Source organism: Enterobacter sp. E1 (assembly GCF_016809815.1).
In the GTDB taxonomy this organism is placed as follows: domain Bacteria; phylum Pseudomonadota; class Gammaproteobacteria; order Enterobacterales; family Enterobacteriaceae; genus Enterobacter; species Enterobacter adelaidei.
Map to the genome: position 1 here is coordinate 54,686 of NZ_JAFBJM010000006.1, position 21,567 is coordinate 76,252.

19 protein-coding genes are annotated in these 21,567 nt (G+C 57.2%); 15 read left to right on the plus strand and 4 right to left on the minus strand.

The genetic code is table 11. The annotated features are described in order from the left end of the window. Positions 1-187: 187 nt before the first annotated feature. Genes JGF26_RS15980 through JGF26_RS15990 form a run of 3 tightly spaced genes read left to right on the plus strand, consistent with a single transcriptional unit; the run spans position 188 to position 3,340 of the window. Entirely contained in the window at positions 188-2,827 is a 2,640-nt protein-coding gene (locus tag JGF26_RS15980; protein WP_049006771.1) for a YdbH family protein, read from the plus strand. Continuing rightward, a complete protein-coding gene (locus tag JGF26_RS15985; protein WP_028017557.1) occupies positions 2,824-3,015 on the plus strand; it encodes a YnbE family lipoprotein in 192 nt (63 codons plus the stop codon). The genes JGF26_RS15980 and JGF26_RS15985 overlap by 4 nt, the downstream gene beginning before the upstream one ends. 7 nt (positions 3,016-3,022) lie before the next feature. Next, entirely contained in the window at positions 3,023-3,340 is a 318-nt protein-coding gene (locus JGF26_RS15990) for a YdbL family protein (protein WP_028017556.1), read from the plus strand. On the opposite strand, the gene feaR is transcribed toward JGF26_RS15990, so the two are convergent. Continuing rightward, on the minus strand, positions 3,341-4,249 hold the full coding sequence (gene feaR, locus JGF26_RS15995; protein WP_134708430.1) for a transcriptional regulator FeaR: 909 nt from the start codon (positions 4,247-4,249) through the stop codon (positions 3,341-3,343). 241 nt (positions 4,250-4,490) lie between these two features. Here feaR and JGF26_RS16000 point away from each other — a divergent pair, with 241 nt between their 5' ends. Beyond that, positions 4,491-5,990, plus strand: a complete 1,500-nt coding sequence (locus JGF26_RS16000) for an aldehyde dehydrogenase family protein (RefSeq protein ID WP_049006774.1) — start codon at positions 4,491-4,493, stop codon at positions 5,988-5,990. A 39-nt stretch (positions 5,991-6,029) separates the two neighbouring features. On the opposite strand, the gene JGF26_RS16005 is transcribed toward JGF26_RS16000, so the two are convergent. The 3 genes from JGF26_RS16005 to paaZ form a co-directional block, all read right to left on the minus strand. Next, on the minus strand, positions 6,030-7,136 hold the full coding sequence (locus tag JGF26_RS16005; protein WP_028017553.1) for a GGDEF domain-containing protein: 1,107 nt from the start codon (positions 7,134-7,136) through the stop codon (positions 6,030-6,032). A gap of 114 nt (positions 7,137-7,250) precedes the next feature. Continuing rightward, complete coding sequence (gene tynA, locus JGF26_RS16010) at positions 7,251-9,527, minus strand: primary-amine oxidase (protein ID WP_134708359.1); 2,277 nt, start codon at positions 9,525-9,527, stop codon at positions 7,251-7,253. 165 nt (positions 9,528-9,692) lie between these two features. Further along, on the minus strand, positions 9,693-11,732 hold the full coding sequence (gene paaZ / locus JGF26_RS16015; RefSeq protein WP_134708360.1) for a phenylacetic acid degradation bifunctional protein PaaZ: 2,040 nt from the start codon (positions 11,730-11,732) through the stop codon (positions 9,693-9,695). Positions 11,733-12,017: 285 nt separating this feature from the next. Here paaZ and paaA point away from each other — a divergent pair, with 285 nt between their 5' ends. Genes paaA through paaK form a run of 11 tightly spaced genes read left to right on the plus strand, consistent with a single transcriptional unit; the run spans position 12,018 to position 21,529 of the window. Then, positions 12,018-12,947 carry a 1,2-phenylacetyl-CoA epoxidase subunit PaaA gene (gene paaA / locus JGF26_RS16020; protein ID WP_028017549.1) on the plus strand — a complete coding sequence of 310 codons (930 nt, stop codon included), beginning with the start codon at positions 12,018-12,020 and terminating at the stop codon, positions 12,945-12,947. 11 nt (positions 12,948-12,958) lie between these two features. Further along, positions 12,959-13,246 (plus strand): 1,2-phenylacetyl-CoA epoxidase subunit PaaB, encoded by a 288-nt coding sequence (gene paaB / locus JGF26_RS16025; protein WP_006175064.1) that lies wholly within the window; start codon positions 12,959-12,961, stop codon positions 13,244-13,246. Positions 13,247-13,254: 8 nt separating this feature from the next. Beyond that, a complete protein-coding gene (paaC, locus tag JGF26_RS16030) occupies positions 13,255-14,001 on the plus strand; it encodes a 1,2-phenylacetyl-CoA epoxidase subunit PaaC (protein WP_128347902.1) in 747 nt (248 codons plus the stop codon). Between the two features lie 14 nt (positions 14,002-14,015). Next, positions 14,016-14,513, plus strand: coding sequence for a 1,2-phenylacetyl-CoA epoxidase subunit PaaD (gene paaD / locus JGF26_RS16035; RefSeq protein WP_028017547.1), 498 nt, complete (start codon positions 14,016-14,018; stop codon positions 14,511-14,513). A gap of 7 nt (positions 14,514-14,520) precedes the next feature. Next, positions 14,521-15,591: a 1,2-phenylacetyl-CoA epoxidase subunit PaaE gene (gene paaE / locus JGF26_RS16040; protein ID WP_134708361.1), complete on the plus strand. Its 1,071-nt coding sequence runs from the start codon at positions 14,521-14,523 to the stop codon at positions 15,589-15,591. Beyond that, positions 15,588-16,355, plus strand: a complete 768-nt coding sequence (gene paaF / locus JGF26_RS16045; protein ID WP_134708362.1) for a 2,3-dehydroadipyl-CoA hydratase PaaF — start codon at positions 15,588-15,590, stop codon at positions 16,353-16,355. Before paaE ends, paaF begins: the two co-directional genes overlap by 4 nt. Beyond that, positions 16,355-17,143, plus strand: a complete 789-nt coding sequence (gene paaG / locus JGF26_RS16050) for a 2-(1,2-epoxy-1,2-dihydrophenyl)acetyl-CoA isomerase PaaG (RefSeq protein ID WP_128347900.1) — start codon at positions 16,355-16,357, stop codon at positions 17,141-17,143. The genes paaF and paaG overlap by 1 nt, the downstream gene beginning before the upstream one ends. Position 17,144: 1 nt before the next feature. Next, entirely contained in the window at positions 17,145-18,569 is a 1,425-nt protein-coding gene (paaH, locus tag JGF26_RS16055; RefSeq protein ID WP_134708363.1) for a 3-hydroxyacyl-CoA dehydrogenase PaaH, read from the plus strand. Further along, positions 18,559-18,981, plus strand: a complete 423-nt coding sequence (gene paaI, locus JGF26_RS16060) for a hydroxyphenylacetyl-CoA thioesterase PaaI (RefSeq protein WP_049006797.1) — start codon at positions 18,559-18,561, stop codon at positions 18,979-18,981. Before paaH ends, paaI begins: the two co-directional genes overlap by 11 nt. After that, on the plus strand, positions 18,981-20,186 hold the full coding sequence (gene pcaF / locus JGF26_RS16065; protein ID WP_129324816.1) for a 3-oxoadipyl-CoA thiolase: 1,206 nt from the start codon (positions 18,981-18,983) through the stop codon (positions 20,184-20,186). Before paaI ends, pcaF begins: the two co-directional genes overlap by 1 nt. A gap of 26 nt (positions 20,187-20,212) precedes the next feature. Continuing rightward, entirely contained in the window at positions 20,213-21,529 is a 1,317-nt protein-coding gene (paaK, locus tag JGF26_RS16070; protein WP_028017540.1) for a phenylacetate--CoA ligase PaaK, read from the plus strand. The last annotated feature ends 38 nt before the right edge of the window (positions 21,530-21,567 follow it).

Here is a 21,567-nt window from a genome sequence, read left to right on the forward strand (position 1 = left end):
ATTCACGTTAGCATGATTAAAATTATCTTACAATTTTTGAAATATTATTGAATTCAATAAGTTCTATCAATTATTCTAGAGCATCTATCCTTAAAAATGGCATTCCCTTCAACTGACTGGCTAAACATGCGACAATGATCGGCAATGTCGGCTTAATTCTTTCGCTAAATCAGGATATTAACTGCCCATGAAGGGTAAATACAAAGCCGCAATTGCGCTTTTACTGCTGTTCATCCTCTTGCCGCTGACGCTGCTGATGACGCTCGCCCAGTGGGTCCCAACGCTTGCCGGTATCTGGCTACCCGTCGGGACACGTATCGCCTTTGAACAAAGCCCCAAAATCACCCGTCACGCACTGGTCATTCCCGATGTTCGCTATCTGGTTGAAGACTGTGAGATTGCCCGGGTCGATAACGTGACGCTGTCACGTCCCAGTCGCTGGAAACTGGATATCGGTGCGCTTGAGCTTAATTCCGCGTGTTTAAGCAAAATCCCTCAGTCTGCACCCTCAACGGTTGCGCCCAAAACGCTGGCACAGTGGCAGGCGGTTTTACCGAAGACCTGGCTTACCGTTCATCGCCTGACGCTCTCGCCCTGGCAACAATGGCAGGGCGAGCTTTATGCCTCGCTGACGCCAGCCAGCCAGGAGATTACCTATAAAGGCGAGCAGGTCAGCATTAAAGGGAAACTTCGTGGACAGTTGCTCTCCGTCAGCCAGTTCGATGTACAGCTTCCCGATCGGCCTCAGCCCATAAAACTGGTGGGCGAGTTCACTCTGCCGCTGGTTCCCGATGGGGTACCGGTTAAAGGCCACGCGGTCGCGACCTTTAACGTGCCACAGCTCACCTCATTGGTCGATGCCGATCTGGACTGGGAGGAAAATCAGGGACAACTGGTGGTGATGGCGCGCGATAACCCCGACCCGCTGCTCGACCTCCCGTGGCAGATCACGGCAGAACAGCTGAATATCAGTGACGGACGCTGGAACTGGGACCTCTCCGGTATGCCGCTGAGCGGGCGAGTTGGCCTGCGAGTCGACAACTGGCAACAGGGACTGGAGAAAGCTACCTTTTCCGGACGTCTCAATGTGCTTACCCAAGGTGATGCAGGGAAAGGCAACGCGGTTCTGAACCTTGGGCCGGGCAGGCTCAGTATGGAAAACAGCGACATGCCGCTGTATCTGAGCGGTGAGGCGAAACAAAACGACCTTATTCTCTACGCCAGACTGCCGGCAAAACTGACCGGAAGCCTTTATGAACCTCAGCTTTCCTTTGAGCCGGGGGCGCTGCTTCGTTCACGCGGACGCATTATTAACTCCCTCAATATTGATGAAATTCGCTGGCCACTGGCGGGCGTCAAGCTCACGCAAAAGGGTGTTGATGGCCGTTTGCAGGCCATTCTGCGGGCCCATGAAAACGAAATGGGCGATTTTGAGCTCCACCTGGACGGCCAGGCCAACGACTTTTTACCCGACAACGGTCTGTGGCAGTGGCGCTACTGGGGAAAAGGGGGCTTTACGCCGATGAATGCGCGCTGGGATGTCGCCGGGAAAGGTGAATGGCGTGACAACCTCATTGAGCTAACTGCGCTCTCCACCGGTTTTGACAAACTTCAGTACGGTACGATGGAAGTCAGCAAGCCGCGTCTGGTGCTGGATCAACCGGTGCGCTGGTTCCGTGACCCCGAAAAACCCACCTTCAGCGGCGCGCTGGCGCTCAATGCGGGACAAACCCGCTTCTCCGGCGGGAGCGTGTTACCGCCCTCAGTACTGACCTTTAGCGTCGACGGAACAGACCCAACGATTTTCCAGTTCAAGGGCGACCTCCATGCAGACAAAATTGGCCCGGTACAGGTAAATGGTCGATGGGATGGGGAACGTCTTCGCGGGCAGGCCTGGTGGCCGAAACAGTCGCTTACCGTATTTCAGCCGCTGATACCACCGGACTGGAAAATGACGCTGCGTGACGGGGAACTCTATGCGCAGGTCGCCTTCTCGGCGGCGGCCGATCAGGGCTTTGAAGCCGGTGGGCACGGCGTGCTGAAATCCGGCAGCGCCTGGATGCCTGATAACCAGGTCAACGGCGTCGATTTTGTGCTGCCGTTCCGCTTCAGCGAAGGGACCTGGTCCCTGGGCACGCGCGGTCCGGTAACGTTGCGCATAGATGAAGTCGAAAACCTGGTGACCGCGCGAAATATTACGGCGGACCTCCAGGGGGACTACCCATGGACCGAGGAAAACCCGCTCCTGCTCACCAACGTGAAGGTGGAAACCCTCGGCGGGAAAATCACCATGCAGCAGCTGAGAATGCCGCAACACGATCCGGCCTTGCTGCGCGTAGACAATATCTCTTCCAGCGAGCTGATTAGCGCCGTCAATCCGAAACAGTTTGCCATGTCGGGGCCGGTCAGCGGGGCGCTGCCGTTCTGGCTGGACAATGAAAAATGGATCATCAAAGATGGCTGGCTGAGCAACCCCGGGCCCATGACGCTGCGTATCGACAAAGATACCGCAGACGCCATTGTGAACGATAATATGGTCGCGGGCGCCGCGATTAACTGGCTCCGCTATATGGAAATTTCGCGTTCGTGGACGAGAATCAATTTAGATAACCTGGGGCAATTAACCATGCAGGCCACCATCAAGGGGACCAGCCGTGTCGATGGCAAAAGCAGCACCGTCAACCTGAACTATACCCATGACGAGAATGTCTTTACCCTCTGGCGCAGCCTGCGTTTTGGAGACAACCTGCAAACCTGGTTTGAGCAACACGCGGCGATACCCGGTCCCCGCAGTTCGACTGGCAAGGAAAGTGAGGAACAACAATGAAAAAGATGGCTGGTGTACTCACCGTTGCCGTTGTCGCGCTACTGAGTGGCTGTACGCCGCGCATTGAAGTCGCGGCACCGAAAGAGCCGATTACCATCAATATGAATGTCAAAATCGAACATGAGATCCACATTAAGGTCGATAAAGACGTTGAAACTCTGCTGAAATCGCGCAGCGATCTGTTCTGAGGACGCCATGAAACGATTAGCTCTGATTTTACTGGCACTGGGGATGAACGTGCAGGCGGCCGCGCTCACCTTAAATGATGCCCGGGCGCAGGGGCGCGTAGGGGAAACCCTGAGCGGGTATCTTGCCCCGATCCAACAGGATGCGGAAACGCTGGCGCTGGTTAACCGTATCAATGCGGCGCGCACGGAAAACTACCAGAAGCTGGCTGACAGCAATAATTTACCGGTCGATGAAGTGGCGAAAATGGCGGGACAAAAACTGGTTGCCCGTGCTCAACCCGGCGAGTATGTGAAGGGCATTAACGGAAAATGGCTGAAAAAATAGTTAGCGGTAGCGCTTGCGGTATTCACCTGGCGAGACGCCAAAACGCTGCTTAAACGCCGTGGAAAAATGGCTATGGTCGGTAAATCCCCAGCTGTAGCCAATCCCCGCCAGCTTTTCGCCATCACTGGTAGAACGCAACACCTGCGCGCACAGATCCAGACGACGGTTTTTAATGTACTGCGCCACCACCAGCCCTTTCTCGGCAAACATGCGGTAGAGGCTGCGCACTGACATACCGCTTTCGGCGGCAATCCATTCCGGACGCAGAGATTCAGACTGAATATGATCGTCGATCAGCGCCACCACATGCTGGAACTGGCGTTCCTTACGCGGCTGAATCAACTCGCGCTGCTGGAAAGCGGGGCGCAGCAGGCAGACCATCGCTTCGATCGCGGCTTCACTCTCCCGGTCACTCAGATCGGCATTGTTCATACTGTCCATTAACAGACGATGACTCAGCTGTACCGTTGGCAAAGAACGGGAAAGGGTGAGCGCGCAGTTGATCTCCTGAAACCGACACTGCTGCTCAATGATCTGACGGGGTACCAGCAGCGAAATCTGACGGGATTTTTCCTGCCAGTTGATTGAGCAGGGGCGGGATGCGTCAAGCAGCGTGATATCACCGGTTTTTAGCACAGAGCGCCGGTCATCCTGCTCAATTTCTGCGCTGCCTTCAAGCTGAAACACGGTATAGAACCAGGCATCATTACTCTGAGCGATCTCCTGACGGGAGCGGAACAGATTCACACCGCCTGCGGTAACGGTACTGAGCTTCAGGCTGCGCGCGTAGCTGGTTTCCAGTTCGCCGAAGAATTTTCCCTCCAGAGGACGCGCGTTAAAGCGCCCGCAAACCTGGTTAATTTGCGCCAGCCACTGCTGATACTGTTCCTGCTCGCTTGCACACGCCATCGTTTCTCTCACTGCGCCGTCAACGTTTTCGCATTGTTGCATTTGTGTTGCATTTTGTCAGAGCTATGAGGCTGACTATAGGAAAGAACACTCACCGGGAACAGTGATATAAGGCGGAATTATCACGATTTGCGGAGCCTGTCACAGGTGGCAAAGCGAATGTCACACAGACAAAAGCGAGAATGCGAAACCCCTCTTAGACTGGATCAACACCCGACGAATAATAACGAAGGAGTACCCTATGTCTGAATCACTGGTGGCAATCCAACCTGCTGTGCAGCAGTTTTTAGACCGACATCATGGCCTGTGGATCGAAGGGCGTCAGGCCGCATCAGACAGTGAAAAACGGCTGAATGTCTACAACCCGGCCACGGGTGAGGTGATTGCCTCGACTGCCGATGCCAGCGTTGACGATGTTGACCGCGCCGTGATGTCCGGCTGGCGCGCGTTTGTTGCCCGCAGCTGGGCCGGAAAATTACCGGCGGAACGCGAGCGGATCTTGCTCCATTTTGCCGATCTGGTTGAGCAGCACAGTGAGGAGCTGGCTCAGCTTGAAACGCTGGAGCAGGGCAAATCCATTAACATTTCCCGCGCTTTTGAAGTTGGCTGCACCCTGAACTGGATGCGCTACACCGCCGGGTTGACCACCAAAATCGCGGGCAAAACGCTGGACCTCTCCATCCCATTACCACAGGGGGCCCGCTACCAGGCGTGGACGCGCAAAGAGCCGGTTGGCGTGGTGGCCGGAATTGTACCCTGGAACTTCCCACTAATGATTGGGATGTGGAAAGTGATGCCTGCGCTGGCCGCGGGCTGTTCCATTGTGATTAAACCGTCAGAAACCACGCCGCTGACCATGCTGCGCGTGGCGGAGCTGGCCAGCGAAGCGGGCATCCCGGACGGGGTGTTCAACGTCGTAACCGGGAGCGGCGCGGTGTGTGGCGCTGCGTTGACCTCCCATCCGCACATTGCGAAAGTGAGTTTTACCGGTTCAACGGCAACGGGTAAGCAAATTGCCCGCACGGCGGCGGACACGTTAACCGGGGTGACCCTGGAACTGGGCGGGAAAAACCCTGCCATCGTGTTGAAAGATGCCGACCCTGCCTGGGTGATTGAAGGCCTGATGACCGGCAGCTTCCTGAATCAGGGACAGGTCTGTGCGGCAAGCTCCCGCATCTATATCGAAGCGCCGCTGTTTGACACGCTGGTCAGCGGGTTTGAACAGGCGGTGAAATCGCTGAGCGTCGGGCCGGGCATGTCGCCGGAAGCCTTTATTAACCCGCTGGTTTCGCGTGCGCATTGCGACAAGGTGCAGACTTTCCTCGATGAAGCGAAGTCCCGTCATGCGGAACTGATCGCCGGTAACCGTGGCCCGGAAGGTAAAGGCTATTACGTTTCACCAACGCTGGTGGTGAACCCGGATGCCGCGCTGAGGCTCACTCGTGAAGAGGTATTTGGCCCGGTGGTCAACCTGGTGCGAGTGGCCGATGGTGAAGAGGCGCTCCAGCTGGCAAACGACACCGAGTATGGCCTGACGGCCAGCGTCTGGACGCAGAATATCAGCAAGGCGCTGGAATATACCGACAGGCTGCAGGCGGGTACCGTCTGGGTAAACAGCCATACGCTGATCGACGCTAACCTGCCGTTCGGCGGGATGAAACAGTCTGGCACCGGACGCGACTTTGGCCCGGACTGGCTGGACGGCTGGTGCGAAACGAAGTCGGTGTGCGTGCGGTATTAAAAAACAAGCCGGGTGGCGGCTACGCCTCACCCGGTTTTATTAACGGGACCACCGATCCCGCCCGGCCTCTTTCGCCCGATACAACGCCGCGTCAGCGCGGGCGATGATCTCGGGACCCGCCAGACCGTCCTCCATTCCCGCAATCCCCATGCTGGCGGTGACAACCCCGCTAACCTTCGAGCCACTGTGCGGTATCGCGGCTGAATACAACCCCTCCTGAATGCGTATAGCAACCTGTTCTGCCATGTTCTCCGGACAGTCAAACAGGATCACTACAAACTCTTCACCACCGTAGCGAGAAACAACGTCGTGAGGTGTACGTACTGATTTTTTCAGCACCTGCGCTACCTGCGCCAGGCAGTCGTCACCCGCCTGGTGGCCATAAGTGTCGTTGTAAAGTTTGAAATAGTCGACATCCAGCATAATCAGCGAGAAGGCTTTTTTCTGATCAACCGCGTTTTCCAGCACGGTTTCCATGGCCCGGCGGTTTGCCGTCTGGGTTAACGCATCCAGATGCGCCAGCGCGTCCAGCCGCAGAATGAGTCGCTGATTCTGCTGGTTACGTCGCCAGGCTTCTTCGAACCAGTTCAGGAGGATAAAGCGCCCGCAAATCAGGATCAGGGTGAATACCACCCAGATCACGGCAAAGCGCAGGTTAACGCTCTGGTTCAGGGCGATGCTTGCAGACGGCAGGGCGATCCAGAGCGGCAGGACAAAAGAGAGCAGCCCCGACGGGTGAAAATAGAGCGCGGTCATTCCCGCGAGCAACAGAATCACGAAGATTGGCCAGGCGTGAGGAAGCTGAACAACCGTGATCAACAAATAACTACACAGTGACCACAGCAGGCTGCAGATAAACAGCACGACACTGATCCCGACGATACGTCGCCAGGCCATAACCATCAGCGCGGTTGAAAGGATAATGACCCCCAGCATTGAGGTATCGACCATCATCGTAAGGTATTTCGTTGCACCGACCTGGCTGTCGATGTTACCGAACAAGACGTTGCGCAGCAGGAGCATCAGCGCAAAGCTCACGTTCACGAAAGCCAGCCACGGTAGATTCATCGACAGGCCATGGTGCACCATGGATTTTCGGGTGGGCCAGGTGGCTAGCTCGGGTGGTGTATTGCGTCTTTTTTCCATAAAGGTTGTTTACCCGTCCGGGGGCGTGAAGGTGAGATATCATTAACTATAAGCAGGTTGGATGAATCATCAAAATGAAAGGCAAAAAAACCGGGCATTACGCCCGGCTGCTGATTATTTCTGTTCGTCTTTTTTCCTGCCGAGCGTTGGCGTCTCGTCAAAGAAGTTCCACGGTTTAAGCAGAGTATGTACCCATTCCGTCGGCATGATCGGCCACTCTTCGGCACGGGCGACGTGGGTTGTCCCTGTGGTCATCCAGACGACGTCATCCTGGTTATTCAGTGACTCGTTATCTTTGCTGTACTGCCCCAGGCCCGTATCGTGGATTGAACGGTTAGGGAATTTCCCTTCCGGGTACAACTCATCAGGATGGTAACGGGTGACCCACAGCTGCTTATCCATAAAGCTCAGCCGGTGGTAAATCCACTCGTCCGGGGCAAACTTCGCGCCCGTCGCTACCGGGTGTGTACCGCCCGCGTAAGGGATAATCTGGTACGAGACCGGGTTGCCCATGCGGTTCTCTTTGCTGGTATTGCTTAACAAGCGAATAGTGCCCGGGTCGAATTTCTGTGCCGCCTGCTGCTCGGTATCAATGTCGTACTGATTGATCTGCATGGTACTGGTGCGCGGGCCACCGGCGGTGTTAGGTTTAACCTCCGGATCCATCGCTACCAGTTTATTGTTGATGCCATCCACATCCATATCAAGACGGAAGTTATAGATATGCTGGTGGGTGGTACCCACGATGTTGTGATCGATCAGTGTGCCGTATTTGGTGTCGTCTTTCGCGGTGGCGTCATGCATGGTTTTCGCCAGTACGCCTTTCACCGCTTCGATACCCGTCGCACCAGCATCAATTCCAATGGTGCCATTTTCATGGAATACCCAGTCGAAGATGTAATCGTAGTTACCGACAGTACTCACCCAACGTACCACCAGTTCACGACGCTCGGTGCTGACGTTTGGCTGTCCCATCTCCTGGTGTTTGTATTCCGGCCCGGCGTAGCGTTCGAAAATGGCGATTGCGCGCGGGATCTCCATTGGCGCACCGGTGTAATCCGGGATCGTTTCATTGAGCATCACGGCGTTAGACGGCACGTCTTTCCCCCGTACCAGCGAAGAGGTCAGGGTGCCCATGCCATAGTCGCCGGAATCCAGATAGGCTTTGAAATACCAGCCCACGTCCGGGTCGCCGTAAGGGACGATCATGCCACCTAAGGAGCCCTGATACATAACCTGGCGCTTTTTGCCGTTATCGTTGTACGTCACAGTCGAAATCATCGGGCCGACGCGGGAATCCAGGCTCAGGTGGAAATCCCAGTTCTGCCAGTGCACCATATCACCGGTAATGGTGTAGTTCTTGCCTTCTGGCTCGACGATCTCAAGGGGCTTTTTCGTTGTTTCGATACGGTCACGGCCGTCATACGGACGCGGAGCCATGGGAACCGGAATAACAGCGCCTTCTTCAATTTTCTGGATTTTTTTCTGCTCAAGATCGACTACGGCCACCAGGTTTTCAATCGGATGCGCCCAGTAGTTACCGTCACCGACGTCCAGGTAGCTGACCACTTTCAGCAGGCGATCTTCCTGCTTCAGGCCGTCTTTACCGTCGAAATAGCCGACGGTCAGCGGCGTGGTAATCACTTTCTTCGTATCGGTGATACCGTGTTTTTTAAGCACCTCTGCAAACTCAGTGCTCTCGTTGATGATCTGCTGAACCGCGGTGAAGTCATCCAGCAGCACCATGCCGTGTGCGTCTTTTACCGGTTCCCAGCTCAGGATCTTTTTGTCCTTCAGATCCACCCGGCTTTCGATAACGTGCTTCCCGTCGAGCATAACCACGTTCGCCTGGCGGGGAGAATCCACTGCCGTACCGTTAAGCACAAAGTCCCACACTTTGGTCTTATCTGGCTCAGCAAGGGCAATCTGGGTAAAACGGGTATTCGGTTTGAAATCCGCAGAGGTTTTGACGATCTCTACGGCTTGTTTGATTTCGTCAGCCGTTAGCGCGTTTAACGGGTGAGGGCGTTTTTCAACCTGGAAAGTCTGGTCGAGGCCGGACTGGAAAACGTCGTTGATGAAGGTGTCAGAGATAAAGGCCTTTTTGCCTTTCATCACCACCGGTACCTGCAGCTTGAGGGTTTTACCGTTGACGATAGCGGTTTTCGCCCCCGGTTTGACCTTCACAAAAGCACCGTCTTTCGCGATGGTGAACAGTTGTGCGTAATCATCCCACTGGACATCCGCGCCAAAGTCCTGCAGCGTTTTGTCCATCGGGACCATGTGCGCCTCGCTGCCGTGAGCGAAAACAGGGGATTGCCAGGCGCAACACAGCGCAACAGCCATAGCCAGTGCCGTTCTACGGGCAGAAAAAGAAGAATTGCTTCCCATCGTAGACCTCATCTTGTTGTGTTTATTGTGTGGTGACAGCCTTATCCTGACAGGCGCCTGAGAAAAGCGTTTGCCTGCATCTGCCAGATTATTTGTCAGTCTTGCCAGGTTAAAAAAAGACCGGGGTGGCATCACACCCCGGTCAACGTGCGAGAGAGAAAAGAGTCAGGCGTCACCCTGCTGGCGCGCCACCAGCGTCAGAATGGAGTAGAGCGCCACGGCCTGCTGATGCTGGTTAAAAATCTCAACGGCCCACTCCACCACGCCCGTCGGTTTTTCCTCGGCGGTGCGTTGTTTCTTCAGCGTTTTACGTTTGCAGGTCAGGCGCACCTGAATGGTATCGCCCGGTTTAACCGGCTCGATAAAGCGCAGGTTTTCCATGCCGTAGTTGGCAATCACCGGCCCGACACCCGCATCAACGAACAATCCTGCTGCGGCGGAAATCAGGAAATAACCGTGGACCACGCGTTCGCCAAAGATTGACTCTGCCGCGCCAATCTTGTCCATGTGCGCGTAAAAGTGATCGCCGCTCAGGCAGGCAAAGTTCACGATATCCGCTTCTGTGAGCGTACGACGCGGCGTCAGCAGGCTGTCGCCCGGCTGCAACTCCTCGAAGTATTTACGGAACGGATGAACGCGGTCTTCCTGCACGTCGGCACCGCGCACCCACTGTTTGCCAATGGCAGCCAGCATGGATGGACTGCCCTGAATGGCGGTGCGCTGCAGATAGTGCTTCACTGCCCGCAGGCCGCCCAGCTCTTCACCGCCGCCCGCGCGACCTGGACCACCGTGGACCAGTTGAGGAAGCGGAGAACCGTGGCCGGTAGACTCTTTCGAGGATTCCTCATTGAGGACCTGAATACGTCCGTGAGCGCGTGCCGCGCCGGCAATAAACTGGCGGGCGGTTGCCAGATCCGCAGTGACCAGCGTCCCGGCCAGGCTTCCACCGCCCGCGCGGGCAAGCTGCATCGCGTGGACTGCATTGCGATACGGCATCAGGGTCGCAACCGGACCAAAGGCTTCAGTCGCGTGAACTGCCGGTGTTTCATCCGGCTGCGGACAGAAAAGCAGGGTCGGTGGGAAGAAGGCACCAGTAGCCTGCAAATCCGCTTTGCCCCCCAGGCGGATTTCACAGCCTGCGGCAACCAGCTGATCCACTTTCTCCTGAACGTCCGCACGCTGTTCGCTGTTCACCAGCGCGCCCATTTTCACCCCTTCCTGCGCCGGGTCACCCACCACGACTTTTTCAAGACGCGCAATCAGCGCCTGACTGACGGCATCGAGCTGGCTTTGCGGGACGATAATCCGGCGAATGGCCGTACATTTCTGTCCGGCTTTGGCGGTCATTTCACGGACCACTTCCCGAATGAACAGGGCAAATTCTGGCTGGTCTGGCGTAACGTCTTCCCCGAGTACGCAGCAGTTCAGGGAGTCAGCTTCCATGGTGAAGGGAATGGAATTCGCCACAATATTCGGGTGCACACGCAAGCTTTGCCCGGTACTGGCGGAGCCGGTAAACGTCACCACGTCCTGGCTGTCGAGATGATTCAGCAGATCCCCTGCGCCACCGCAGATCAGACTGATGGCGCCGTCCGGTACCAGGCCGCTGTCGATAATGGATTTCACCATCGCCTGGGTCACCTGCGCTGTGGCGGTAGCGGGTTTGATGATGGCAGGCATCCCGGCGAGCCAGGTAGGGGCCAGTTTTTCCAGCATGCCCCAGCACGGGAAGTTAAAGGCGTTGATATGAACCGCCACGCCCGATTTTGACGTCAGGACATGGCGTGCGGCAAAACCACCTTCCTTCGACAGAGGGATCAACTCATCCTCAGGCCACAGTGTGTCATCCGGCAGTTCGCGGCTGCCCAGGCTGGCATAGGTGAAGAGGGTACCGATACCGCCTTCAATATCCACCCAGCTGTCTGCCTTTGTCGCCCCGGTCTGGGCGGACAGGGCATAAAACGTCTCTTTGTGACTAAGCAGATGTTTCGCCACCGCCTTCAGCATGGCAGCACGTTCGATAAAGGTCATTTTGTGAAGTGCTTCGCCGCCGTGCTCAATGACATAGCGACGGGCGGCCGCCATATCCAGCCCTTCGCTGGTCACGCTCCACAGCGCTTCGCCAGTGATGGCGTGATGAATAGTGCGTTCGCGGCCCCGGCCAGACTGCCAGGTACCGGACAAGAAGCTGGCTAACTGCTGCATCGCTTATCTCCAAATGTTACGAAAATTCACCATTAATAGTTTGATCGTGAATCATAAAAATCAAGCTGAGTTTTAATGATTTGTTAACATTGTGATCCGGCACTGATGAAGTGCAGTGCGCAAAAGCCCGGATGTTAGGGTGTGCTGTAAAAGCCTTGCGAGCGGCATCACAAAACCAGGAAACAATTCTTGGGGTTATATTTAACCTTTGTGTAACTTTTAAAAAACAAAGTGATTCAACATTTCGCTTTAGATTGCAAACTAACGAATCATAAAGGTGATGACGTGACGCAAGAACAACGGTTTGAGCAGCGCATAGCGCAGGAGACGGCGATAGAGCCCCAGGACTGGATGCCTGAGGCCTACCGCAAGACGCTGATCCGCCAGATTGGCCAGCACGCGCACTCCGAAATTGTCGGCATGCTGCCCGAAGGTAACTGGATCACCCGCGCACCGACGTTGCGTCGTAAAGCGATCCTGCTGGCGAAAGTGCAGGACGAAGCCGGACACGGTTTGTACCTGTATAGCGCGGCAGAAACGCTGGGCTGCGCGCGGGAAGACATCTACCAGAAGATGCTCGACGGCAAGATGAAATACTCCTCCATCTTCAACTACCCAACCCTGAGCTGGGCCGATATCGGCGTGATCGGCTGGCTGGTGGACGGCGCCGCCATCGTTAACCAGGTGGCGCTGTGCCGGACCTCTTATGGGCCGTATGCCCGCGCAATGGTGAAAATCTGTAAAGAAGAGAGCTTCCACCAGCGTCAGGGCTTTGAAGCCTGCATGGCGCTGGCGCAGGGTAGTGAAGCCCAACGCCAGATGCTCCAGGACGCCATCAACCGTTTTTGGTGGCCGGCACTGATGATGTTTGGGCCGAACGATGACAACTCGCCGAACAGCGCCCGCAGCCTGGCCTGGAAAATCAAACGCTTCGGCAATGACGAACTTCGCCAGCGTTTTGTCGACAACACCATTCCCCAGGTGGAGATGCTCGGCATGACGGTGCCCGATCCCGACCTGCGTTTTGACGACGAGAGCGGTCATTACCGTTTCGGCGAGATCGACTGGCAGGAATTTGAAGAGGTGATTAACGGGCGTGGCATCTGTAACCACGAACGCCTGGCCGCCAAACGCAAGGCCTGGGAAGAGGGGGCGTGGGTGCGTGAAGCTGCACTGGCGCACGCAGAAAAACAACATGCCCGCAAAGTGGCTTGAGAGGAATCACGATGAGCAATGTCTACTGGCCGCTGTACGAAGTGTTCGTACGCAGCAAACAAGGTTTGTCCCACCGTCACGTGGGAAGTCTGCATGCCGCTGACGATCGCATGGCGCTGGAAAATGCGCGTGATGCTTATACCCGCCGCAGCGAAGGGTGCTCCATCTGGGTGGTCAAGGCGAGCGAGATTATCGCTTCCCAGCCGGAAGAGAGCGGCGAGTTCTTCGACCCGGCGGAAAGCAAGGTCTACCGCCACCCGACGTTTTACACCATTCCTGATGGCATCGAGCATATGTGAGGTTGGGGATGAAAACAGTCACTGCATATGCCCTTCGTCTGGGCGACAACGGTCTGGTGCTTTCGCAGCGTCTCGGCGCCTGGTGCGGTCACGCACCGGAGCTTGAGATCGACCTCGCGCTGGCCAATATCGGTCTCGACCTGCTGGGTCAGGCGCGCAATTTCCTGACCTATGCCGCGGAGCTGGAAGGTCAGGGCGATGAAGACACGCTGGCATTTGGGCGTGACGAGCGTCAGTTCCGCAATTTACTGCTGGTGGAGCAGCCGAACGGCAACTTCGCCGACACGATTGCTCGTCAGTACCTGATGGATGCCTGGAATGTGGCGCTATATGAACGCCTTGCACACAGCAGCGACAGTCAGCTTGCCGCCATTGCCGCAAAAGCCATTAAAGAGGCGCGCTACCATCTGCGCTTTAGCCGTGGCTGGCTGGTGCGCCTGGGCGATGGCACCGAAACCTCCGCGCAAAAAATGCAGCAGGCCATCGATAACCTGTGGCGCTTTACGGCCGAACTGTTCGAAGCCGATGACGTTGAGCTGGAGCTGATTGCCTCCGGCGTGGCGGTTGAACCGCGCACCTTGCGCCAGCCGTGGGAAAGCGAAGTGTTTGCCGGCCTGGCAGAAGCCAACCTGAAGGTACCCGACGAAGTGGCGTATCGCACCGGAGGCAAGAAAGGGCTACATACCGAACATCTGGGCCCGATGCTGGCGGAAATGCAATATCTCCAGCGCGCGTATCCGGGTCAACAGTGGTAATAGCGGAGGTCATGATGCAGCGTTTTGCTGAGATTGCACCTGCGGAGATCCCGCAGATCTGGTCGCTGTTAAGCCAGATCCCGGACCCGGAAGTGCCCGTGTTAACCATCACCGATCTGGGCATGGTGCGAAGCGTCGCACCGCAAGGTGAAGGCTGGGTCATTGGCTTCACGCCGACCTACTCAGGTTGCCCGGCGACGGAACACCTGCTGGGTGCTATCCGCGAAACGATGACCGCACACGGGTTTACGCCGGTTCATATTGTGCTCCAGCTTGAACCCGCCTGGACCACCGACTGGATGACCGCCGATGCCCGCGAGCGTCTGCGTGAATATGGCATCAGCCCGCCGGTCGGCCACAGCTGCCATGCCCATGCGCCCGCTGAGGTGACGTGTCCGCGCTGTGCGAGCACCGATACCTCGCTTATCAGTGAATTTGGTTCAACGGCCTGCAAAGCGCTCTATCGCTGCAACACCTGCCGTGAGCCTTTCGATTATTTCAAATGTATTTGAGGCTGCCATGACAACGTTTCATTCATTAACAGTGGCAAAAGTGGAACCCGAAACCCGTGATGCGGTAACGATCACCTTCGCGGTGCCGCAGGAATTACAGGACGCGTACCGCTTTCGTCCGGGGCAGCACCTGACCCTGAAAACGAAACTGGGCGGGGATGAACTGCGCCGCTGTTACTCCATTTGCCGGAGTAGCGCACCGGGTGAGATCAGCGTGGCGGTCAAAGCCATCGAGGGCGGACGATTCTCCCGCTATGCCCGGGATCAGATTAAACAGGGTATGGCGCTGGAGGTGATGGTTCCTCAGGGCCAGTTTGGCTACCAGCCGCAGGCGGAACGTGAAGGACACTATCTGGCGATTGCCGCAGGCTCCGGGATCACCCCGATGCTGGCGATTTTATCCGCAACGCTTGCCACCGAACCGAACAGTCATTTCACCCTGATTTACGGCAACCGCAGCAGCCAGAGCATGATGTTCCGCCAGGCCCTGGCGGACCTGAAAGACAAATACCCGCAGCGGCTGCAGCTGGTCTCCATCTTCAGCCAGGAGCGTCTGGATAGCGATCTTCTCCATGGTCGTATTGACGGGGAAAAACTGCAGGCACTGGCGAAAACGCTGATCAACTTCCGCCAGTACGATGAAGCGTTTATCTGCGGTCCGTCGGCGATGATGGATGAGGCTGAAAGCACATTAAAAGCGCTGGGGATGCCGGAAAAAGCCATCCATCTGGAACGTTTTAATACGCCAGGCTCTGCGGCTAAACGCACGGTTAGCGTGCAGGCTGAGGGGCAGAAAGTCACCGTTCGTCAGGACGGCCGTGACCGTGAAATCACCATGACGGCGGACGATGAAAGTATTCTTGATGCCGCACTGCGCCAGGGGGCGGATCTGCCGTATGCCTGTAAAGGCGGCGTGTGCGCCACCTGTAAATGTAAAGTGCTGCGCGGCAAAGTGGACATGGTGACCAACTATAGCCTGGAGCCGGACGAACTGGCCGCCGGGTATGTGCTGAGCTGTCAGTCGCTGCCGTTAACCGCTGACGTGATCGTCGATTTCGACGCGAAGGGGATGGCATGAGCGAACTGATTGTCACCCGCCATGGCCGCGTGTTGCAGCTGACGCTGAACCGTCCGGCGGCACGCAACGCCCTCAACAATTCGCTGCTGACGCAGATTGCGGAACAGCTTGAGGCGGCGGCCTGTGATAGCGGCATTTCTGCCTGCGTTATTTATGGCAACGAGCGTTGCTTCGCGGCCGGGGCGGATCTCAACGAAATGGCAGATAAAGACTTGCCGGCCACGTTGAACGATATCCGTCCGCAGCTGTGGAAGCGGATAGACGCATTTAACAAACCGCTGATTGCCGCCGTGAACGGCTTCGCGCTGGGGGCTGGATGTGAACTGGCACTGCTCTGCGACGTGGTGATCGCCGGGGATAACGCGCGTTTCGGTCTGCCGGAAATCACCCTCGGGATTATGCCTGGCGCGGGCGGCACGCAGCGTCTCATTCGCAGCGTGGGTAAATCCCTCGCCAGCAAAATGGTGCTGACCGGGGAAAGTCTCTCCGCGCAACAGGCGCTGAGTGCTGGGCTGGTCAGCGATGTGTTCCCGGTCTCCCTGACGCTGGAGTATGCCCTGAAGCAGGCGGCATTGATGGCGCGTCATTCGCCGCTGGCATTGCAGGTCGCGAAACAGGCGCTGCGCCAGTCTCAGGAAGTGCCATTGCAGGCAGGATTGGCACAGGAACGTCAGCTTTTTACGCTGCTTTCCGCGACCGAAGACCGCCGGGAAGGTATCAATGCCTTCTTACAGAAACGCACCCCCGACTTTAAAGGACGCTAATTGTGGAATTTATCCTGAGTAACGTAGAGCAAGGCGTAATGACCATTACGCTGAACCGCCCGGAGCGTCTGAACAGCTTTAACGACGTGATGCATCAGCAGCTTTCGGAGTGCCTGAAACAGGCCGAGCGTGATGACACCATCCGCTGTCTGCTGATCACCGGGGCAGGACGTGGTTTCTGTGCCGGTCAGGATCTGAATGACCGCAATGTCGACCCCAACGGCCCGGCGCCGGATCTGGGCATGTCCGTGGAGACGTTTTACAACCCGCTGGTGCGCCGCCTGGCAAAACTGCCGAAGCCGGTCATCTGCGCGGTCAACGGCGTGGCGGCCGGTGCCGGGGCTACGCTGGCGCTCGGATGCGACATGGTCATTGCGGCGCGTTCCGCCAACTTTGTGATGGCCTTCAGCAAGCTCGGGTTAGTCCCGGACTGCGGCGGCACCTGGCTGCTGCCACGCGTTGCCGGACGCGCTCGCGCCATGGGGCTGGCGCTGCTGGGGGACAAACTCAGCGCCGAACAAGCGCAGGCCTGGGGGATGATCTGGCAGGTGGTGGACGACGAGCAGCTTTCCGCCACGGCACAGCAGATGGCGCTGCATTTTGCCTCACAGCCGACGTTTGGTCTGGGGTTGATCAAGCAGGCCATCAACGCGGCGGAAACCAACACCCTCGATGCGCAACTCGATCTCGAGCGCGACTATCAACGCCTGGCCGGGCGCAGCGACGACTACCGCGAGGGCGTCAGCGCCTTCCTGGCAAAGCGCGCGCCGAACTTTACGGGGAAATAAGATGTTGAACATACGCACTGTCGCCGTGATTGGCAGCGGCACGATGGGCGCCGGAATTGCCGAAGTCGCGGCCAGCCATGGTCACCACGTCCTGATATACGACATCTCCGCAGATGCGATCTCGCGCGCCATTGACGGCATTCGCCAGCGTCTGGCTTCCCGGGTGACGCGAGGAAAACTCTCCGCAGATGCTGGCAGCCAAATCCTGGCCAGACTGCTGCCGGTGACCGATATCGAGGCACTCTCGGCGGCAGATCTGGTGATTGAAGCGGCTTCTGAGCGTCTGGAGGTGAAAAAGGCGCTGTTTGCACAGCTGGCCGCGGTCTGCCCGGCTCAGACGGTGCTGACCAGTAACACCTCGTCTATTTCAGTTACCGCGATTGCGGCCGACGTGCACCACCCGGAGCGCGTGGCGGGACTGCATTTCTTTAACCCGGCACCGGTAATGAAGCTGGTGGAAGTGGTCAGCGGGCTGGCGACCTCTCCGGAAGTGGCCGATGCGCTGTGCGAGCTGGCGCTCAACTGGGGGAAACAACCCGTTCGCTGCCAGTCAACGCCGGGGTTCATCGTGAACCGCGTTGCACGTCCGTTCTACTCTGAAGCCTGGCGCGCACTGGAAGAACAGGTGGCCGCGCCGGAAGTGATTGACGCCGCACTGCGCGAAGGCGGCGGTTTTCCGATGGGGCCGCTGGAACTCACAGACTTGATTGGTCAGGACGTTAACTTTGCAGTGACCTGTTCGGTGTTTAACGCCTTCTGGCAGGAACGCCGTTTTCTGCCTTCGCTGGTCCAGCAGGAGCTGGTGCTGGCGGGGCGACTCGGTAAAAAAAGCGGAAAGGGCGTTTACGACTGGCAAGGGGATAAACCCGACGTGCAGTGGGTCGAGGACGTGGATGACAGTTATCGTCCGATGCGCATCGAAAAGAAAAGTGACGGTGTCACTGAAATTGACGATGTGTACCTGATGGAAACGCAGGGTGAAACCGCTCAGGCGCTGGCGTTGCGCCTTAACTGCCCGGTGGTGATGGTTGACCGTATTGAGCGCGATGTGGCGGTGATTGCGGCGGCAGCCAGCAACCCGCAGACCGCGACGTTAAAAGCCATCTGGTACCTGCAACAGCAGGGCAAACGGGTCGTACAAATTGCCGATTATCCGGGCATGCTGGTCTGGCGCACGCTGGCGATGATTGCCAACGAAGCGCTGGATGCCCTGCAAAAAGGGGTGGCCAGCGAGAAGGATATTGATACCGCCATGCGCCTCGGCGTGAACTACCCGAGCGGTCCGATTGCCTGGGGGGAGCGTCTGGGCTGGCAACGTCTGCTGACGCTGCTGGAGAACCTGCAACGTCATTACGGTGAAGAACGTTATCGTCCCTGTTCACTGCTGCGCCAGCGTGCGCTTCTGGAGAGTAGCTATGAGTCCTAACGCCTGGCATAACGCCCGCACGATGTACGAAAAGGACGCCTGCGCGCAGGCGCTTGGAATCGACATCATTGAAATGGACGAAGGCTATGCGGTGGTGACGATGACCATCACCCCGCAGATGCTAAACGGCCACAAAACCTGTCACGGCGGACAGCTTTTCTCGCTGGCGGACACCGCCTTTGCCTACGCCTGCAACAGCCAGGGGCTGGCGGCGGTCGCCTCCGGTTGCTCGATTGATTTTCTGCGTCCGGGCTTTGCCGGGGATACGCTGACCGCCACCGCGCGGGTAAAGCATCAGGGCAAACTCACCGGCGTGTATGACATTGAAATTCAGAATCAACAACAGAAAACCGTCGCCCTTTTTCGCGGAAAATCGCACCGCATTGGCGGCAGTGTGACAGGAGAAGCCTGATGCGTGATGCATTTATTTGTGATGGCGTACGAACCCCGGTGGGGCGTTACGGCGGCGCACTTTCCGCAGTTCGCGCTGACGATCTGGGGGCCGTTCCGCTGCGGGCGCTGCTGGCGCGTTATCCGCAGCTTGATCTGGAGCGGATTGATGATGTGATCCTCGGTTGCGCCAACCAGGCGGGGGAAGACAACCGCAACGTGGCGCGCATGTCGTCCCTGCTGGCGGGATTGCCGCAGACGGTTTCCGGTACCACCATTAACCGCCTGTGCGGTTCGGGGCTGGACGCGATTGGCTTTGCAGCCCGCGCTATTAAGGCAGGCGATGGCGATCTGTTGCTGGCAGGCGGCGTGGAGTCCATGTCCCGCGCGCCGTTTGTGATGGGGAAAGCCACCGCCGCATTTCAGCGTCAGGCAGAGATCTTTGATACCACCATCGGCTGGCGTTTTGTGAATCCGCTCATGCATCAGCACTTCGGAACTGACAGTATGCCGGAAACGGCAGAGAATGTAGCTGAATTGTTAAATATCAGCCGTGCCGATCAGGATGCTTTTGCGCTACGCAGCCAGCAGAGAACCGCCAGGGCGCAGCAGAACGGTATTCTGGCACAGGAGATTGTGCCAGTGCTGGTGCCGGGTAAAAAAGGCGCGGTAACGGAATGTAGCGTGGATGAACATCCACGGGCGGATACGACACTTGAACAACTAGCCGGACTGAAAACACCGTTTCGTAAAAATGGGGTGGTTACGGCGGGGAATGCCTCTGGCGTGAACGACGGCGCAGCGGCGCTGATCGTCGCCAGTGAACAGATGGCGCTCGCGCAGGGATTAGTCCCGCGTACGCGTATTGTGGCGATGGCGACGGCAGGCGTGGAACCGCGTCTGATGGGCTTAGGCCCGGTACCTGCCACCCGCAAAGTGCTGGAGCGAGCCGGACTCAGTATCAACGATATGGACGTCATCGAGCTTAACGAAGCTTTTGCTTCGCAGGCACTGGGCGTGCTGCGTCAGTTAGGGTTACCCGATGATGCCGCTCACGTTAACCCGAACGGGGGCGCTATTGCGTTAGGCCACCCGCTGGGGATGAGCGGTGCCAGACTGGCGCTGGCCGCAAGCAATGAATTGCATCGACGCAACGGGCGCTATGCGCTGTGTACGATGTGCATCGGTGTGGGTCAGGGCATTGCCATGATCCTTGAGCGTGTTTGAGCGAATAACAATGTGAGTACCCTACAATGACAAATACAACAAAGCTTGACCCGATCGAAACAGCATCCCTTGACGAATTACAGGCCCTTCAGACCGAGCGTCTGAAATGGACGCTGCACCATGCCTATAACAACGTACCGATGTACAAACGCAAGTTTGACGCAGCGGGCGTTCACCCTGACGATTTCAAAGAGCTGGCGGATATCCGTAAATTCCCGTGCACGACCAAGCAGGACCTGCGGGATAACTATCCGTTCGATACCTTTGCCGTACCGATGGAGCAGGTAGTGCGTATTCACGCCTCCTCAGGCACTACCGGCAAGCCAACGGTGGTGGGTTATACCCAAAATGATATCGACACCTGGGCCAATCTGGTGGCTCGCTCCCTGCGCGCCGCGGGCGGCAGTGCAAAAGACAAAATTCACGTAGCCTATGGTTACGGGTTGTTTACCGGTGGTCTGGGCGCGCATTACGGTGCGGAACGTTTAGGCGCAACGGTGATCCCGATGTCGGGTGGTCAGACGGAGAAGCAGGCGCAGCTTATCCGGGATTTCCAGCCAGATATGATCATGGTGACGCCATCCTACTGCCTTAACCTGATTGAAGAACTGGAACGCCAGATGGGCGGCGATGCCAGTACCTGTTCTCTTCGTGTGGGCGTGTTCGGCGCCGAGCCGTGGACGCAGGCCATGCGCCGTGAGATTGAAAAACGGCTAGGGATCACAGCACTGGATATTTATGGTCTTTCTGAAGTGATGGGCCCCGGCGTGGCGATGGAGTGTATCGAAACTGCCGATGGTCCGACCATCTGGGAAGATCATTTCTATCCGGAGATCGTCAACCCGAACGACGGCACGCCGCTTAATGACGGCGAGCAGGGTGAACTGCTGTTTACCACGCTGACGAAAGAGGCGCTGCCGGTGATCCGCTACCGTACCCGTGACCTGACACGCCTGCTGCCAGCAACCGCGCGCAGTATGCGTCGTATGGACCGGATCAGCGGTCGCAGTGACGATATGCTGATCATCCGTGGCGTCAACGTCTTCCCGTCGCAGCTGGAAGAGGAAATTGTGAAGTTCGAACATCTCTCGCCGCATTACCAGCTGGAGGTGAACCGTCGCGGACATCTTGATTCACTTTCCGTGAAGGTGGAGCTGAAAGAGAGCAGCCTGACGCTGACGCACGAACAGCGTTGCCAGGTGTGCCACCAGTTGCGCCACCGCATTAAATCCATGGTCGGGATTTCAACCGACGTGATGATCGTTAACTGCGGCAGTATCCCGCGCTCAGAGGGGAAAGCCTGCCGGGTGTTTGATTTGCGTAAAGTCGCGGCCAACGGCTGAGTTTCTTCTTCCCTCTCTCCGCCGGAGAGAGGGAACGC

Excerpts from the sequence above, each read along its gene's own strand:
- JGF26_RS15985 (WP_028017557.1), top strand. The coding sequence starts at position 2,824 with ATGAAAAAGATGGCTGGTGTACTCACCGTTGCCGTTGTCGCGCTACTG.
- paaC (WP_128347902.1), top strand. The coding sequence starts at position 13,255 with ATGAAAACAGTCACTGCATATGCCCTTCGTCTGGGCGACAACGGTCTG.
- paaF (WP_134708362.1), top strand. The coding sequence starts at position 15,588 with ATGAGCGAACTGATTGTCACCCGCCATGGCCGCGTGTTGCAGCTGACG.
- feaR (WP_134708430.1), bottom strand. The coding sequence starts at position 4,249 with ATGGCGTGTGCAAGCGAGCAGGAACAGTATCAGCAGTGGCTGGCGCAA.
- paaI (WP_049006797.1), top strand. The coding sequence starts at position 18,559 with ATGAGTCCTAACGCCTGGCATAACGCCCGCACGATGTACGAAAAGGAC.
- paaZ (WP_134708360.1), bottom strand. The coding sequence starts at position 11,732 with ATGCAGCAGTTAGCCAGCTTCTTGTCCGGTACCTGGCAGTCTGGCCGG.
- paaH (WP_134708363.1), top strand. The coding sequence starts at position 17,145 with ATGTTGAACATACGCACTGTCGCCGTGATTGGCAGCGGCACGATGGGC.
- paaB (WP_006175064.1), top strand. The coding sequence starts at position 12,959 with ATGAGCAATGTCTACTGGCCGCTGTACGAAGTGTTCGTACGCAGCAAA.
- tynA (WP_134708359.1), bottom strand. The coding sequence starts at position 9,527 with ATGGGAAGCAATTCTTCTTTTTCTGCCCGTAGAACGGCACTGGCTATG.
- JGF26_RS16000 (WP_049006774.1), top strand. The coding sequence starts at position 4,491 with ATGTCTGAATCACTGGTGGCAATCCAACCTGCTGTGCAGCAGTTTTTA.
- paaE (WP_134708361.1), top strand. The coding sequence starts at position 14,521 with ATGACAACGTTTCATTCATTAACAGTGGCAAAAGTGGAACCCGAAACC.
- JGF26_RS15990 (WP_028017556.1), top strand. The coding sequence starts at position 3,023 with ATGAAACGATTAGCTCTGATTTTACTGGCACTGGGGATGAACGTGCAG.
- pcaF (WP_129324816.1), top strand. The coding sequence starts at position 18,981 with ATGCGTGATGCATTTATTTGTGATGGCGTACGAACCCCGGTGGGGCGT.
- JGF26_RS15980 (WP_049006771.1), top strand. The coding sequence starts at position 188 with ATGAAGGGTAAATACAAAGCCGCAATTGCGCTTTTACTGCTGTTCATC.
- JGF26_RS16005 (WP_028017553.1), bottom strand. The coding sequence starts at position 7,136 with ATGGAAAAAAGACGCAATACACCACCCGAGCTAGCCACCTGGCCCACC.
- paaK (WP_028017540.1), top strand. The coding sequence starts at position 20,213 with ATGACAAATACAACAAAGCTTGACCCGATCGAAACAGCATCCCTTGAC.
- paaD (WP_028017547.1), top strand. The coding sequence starts at position 14,016 with ATGCAGCGTTTTGCTGAGATTGCACCTGCGGAGATCCCGCAGATCTGG.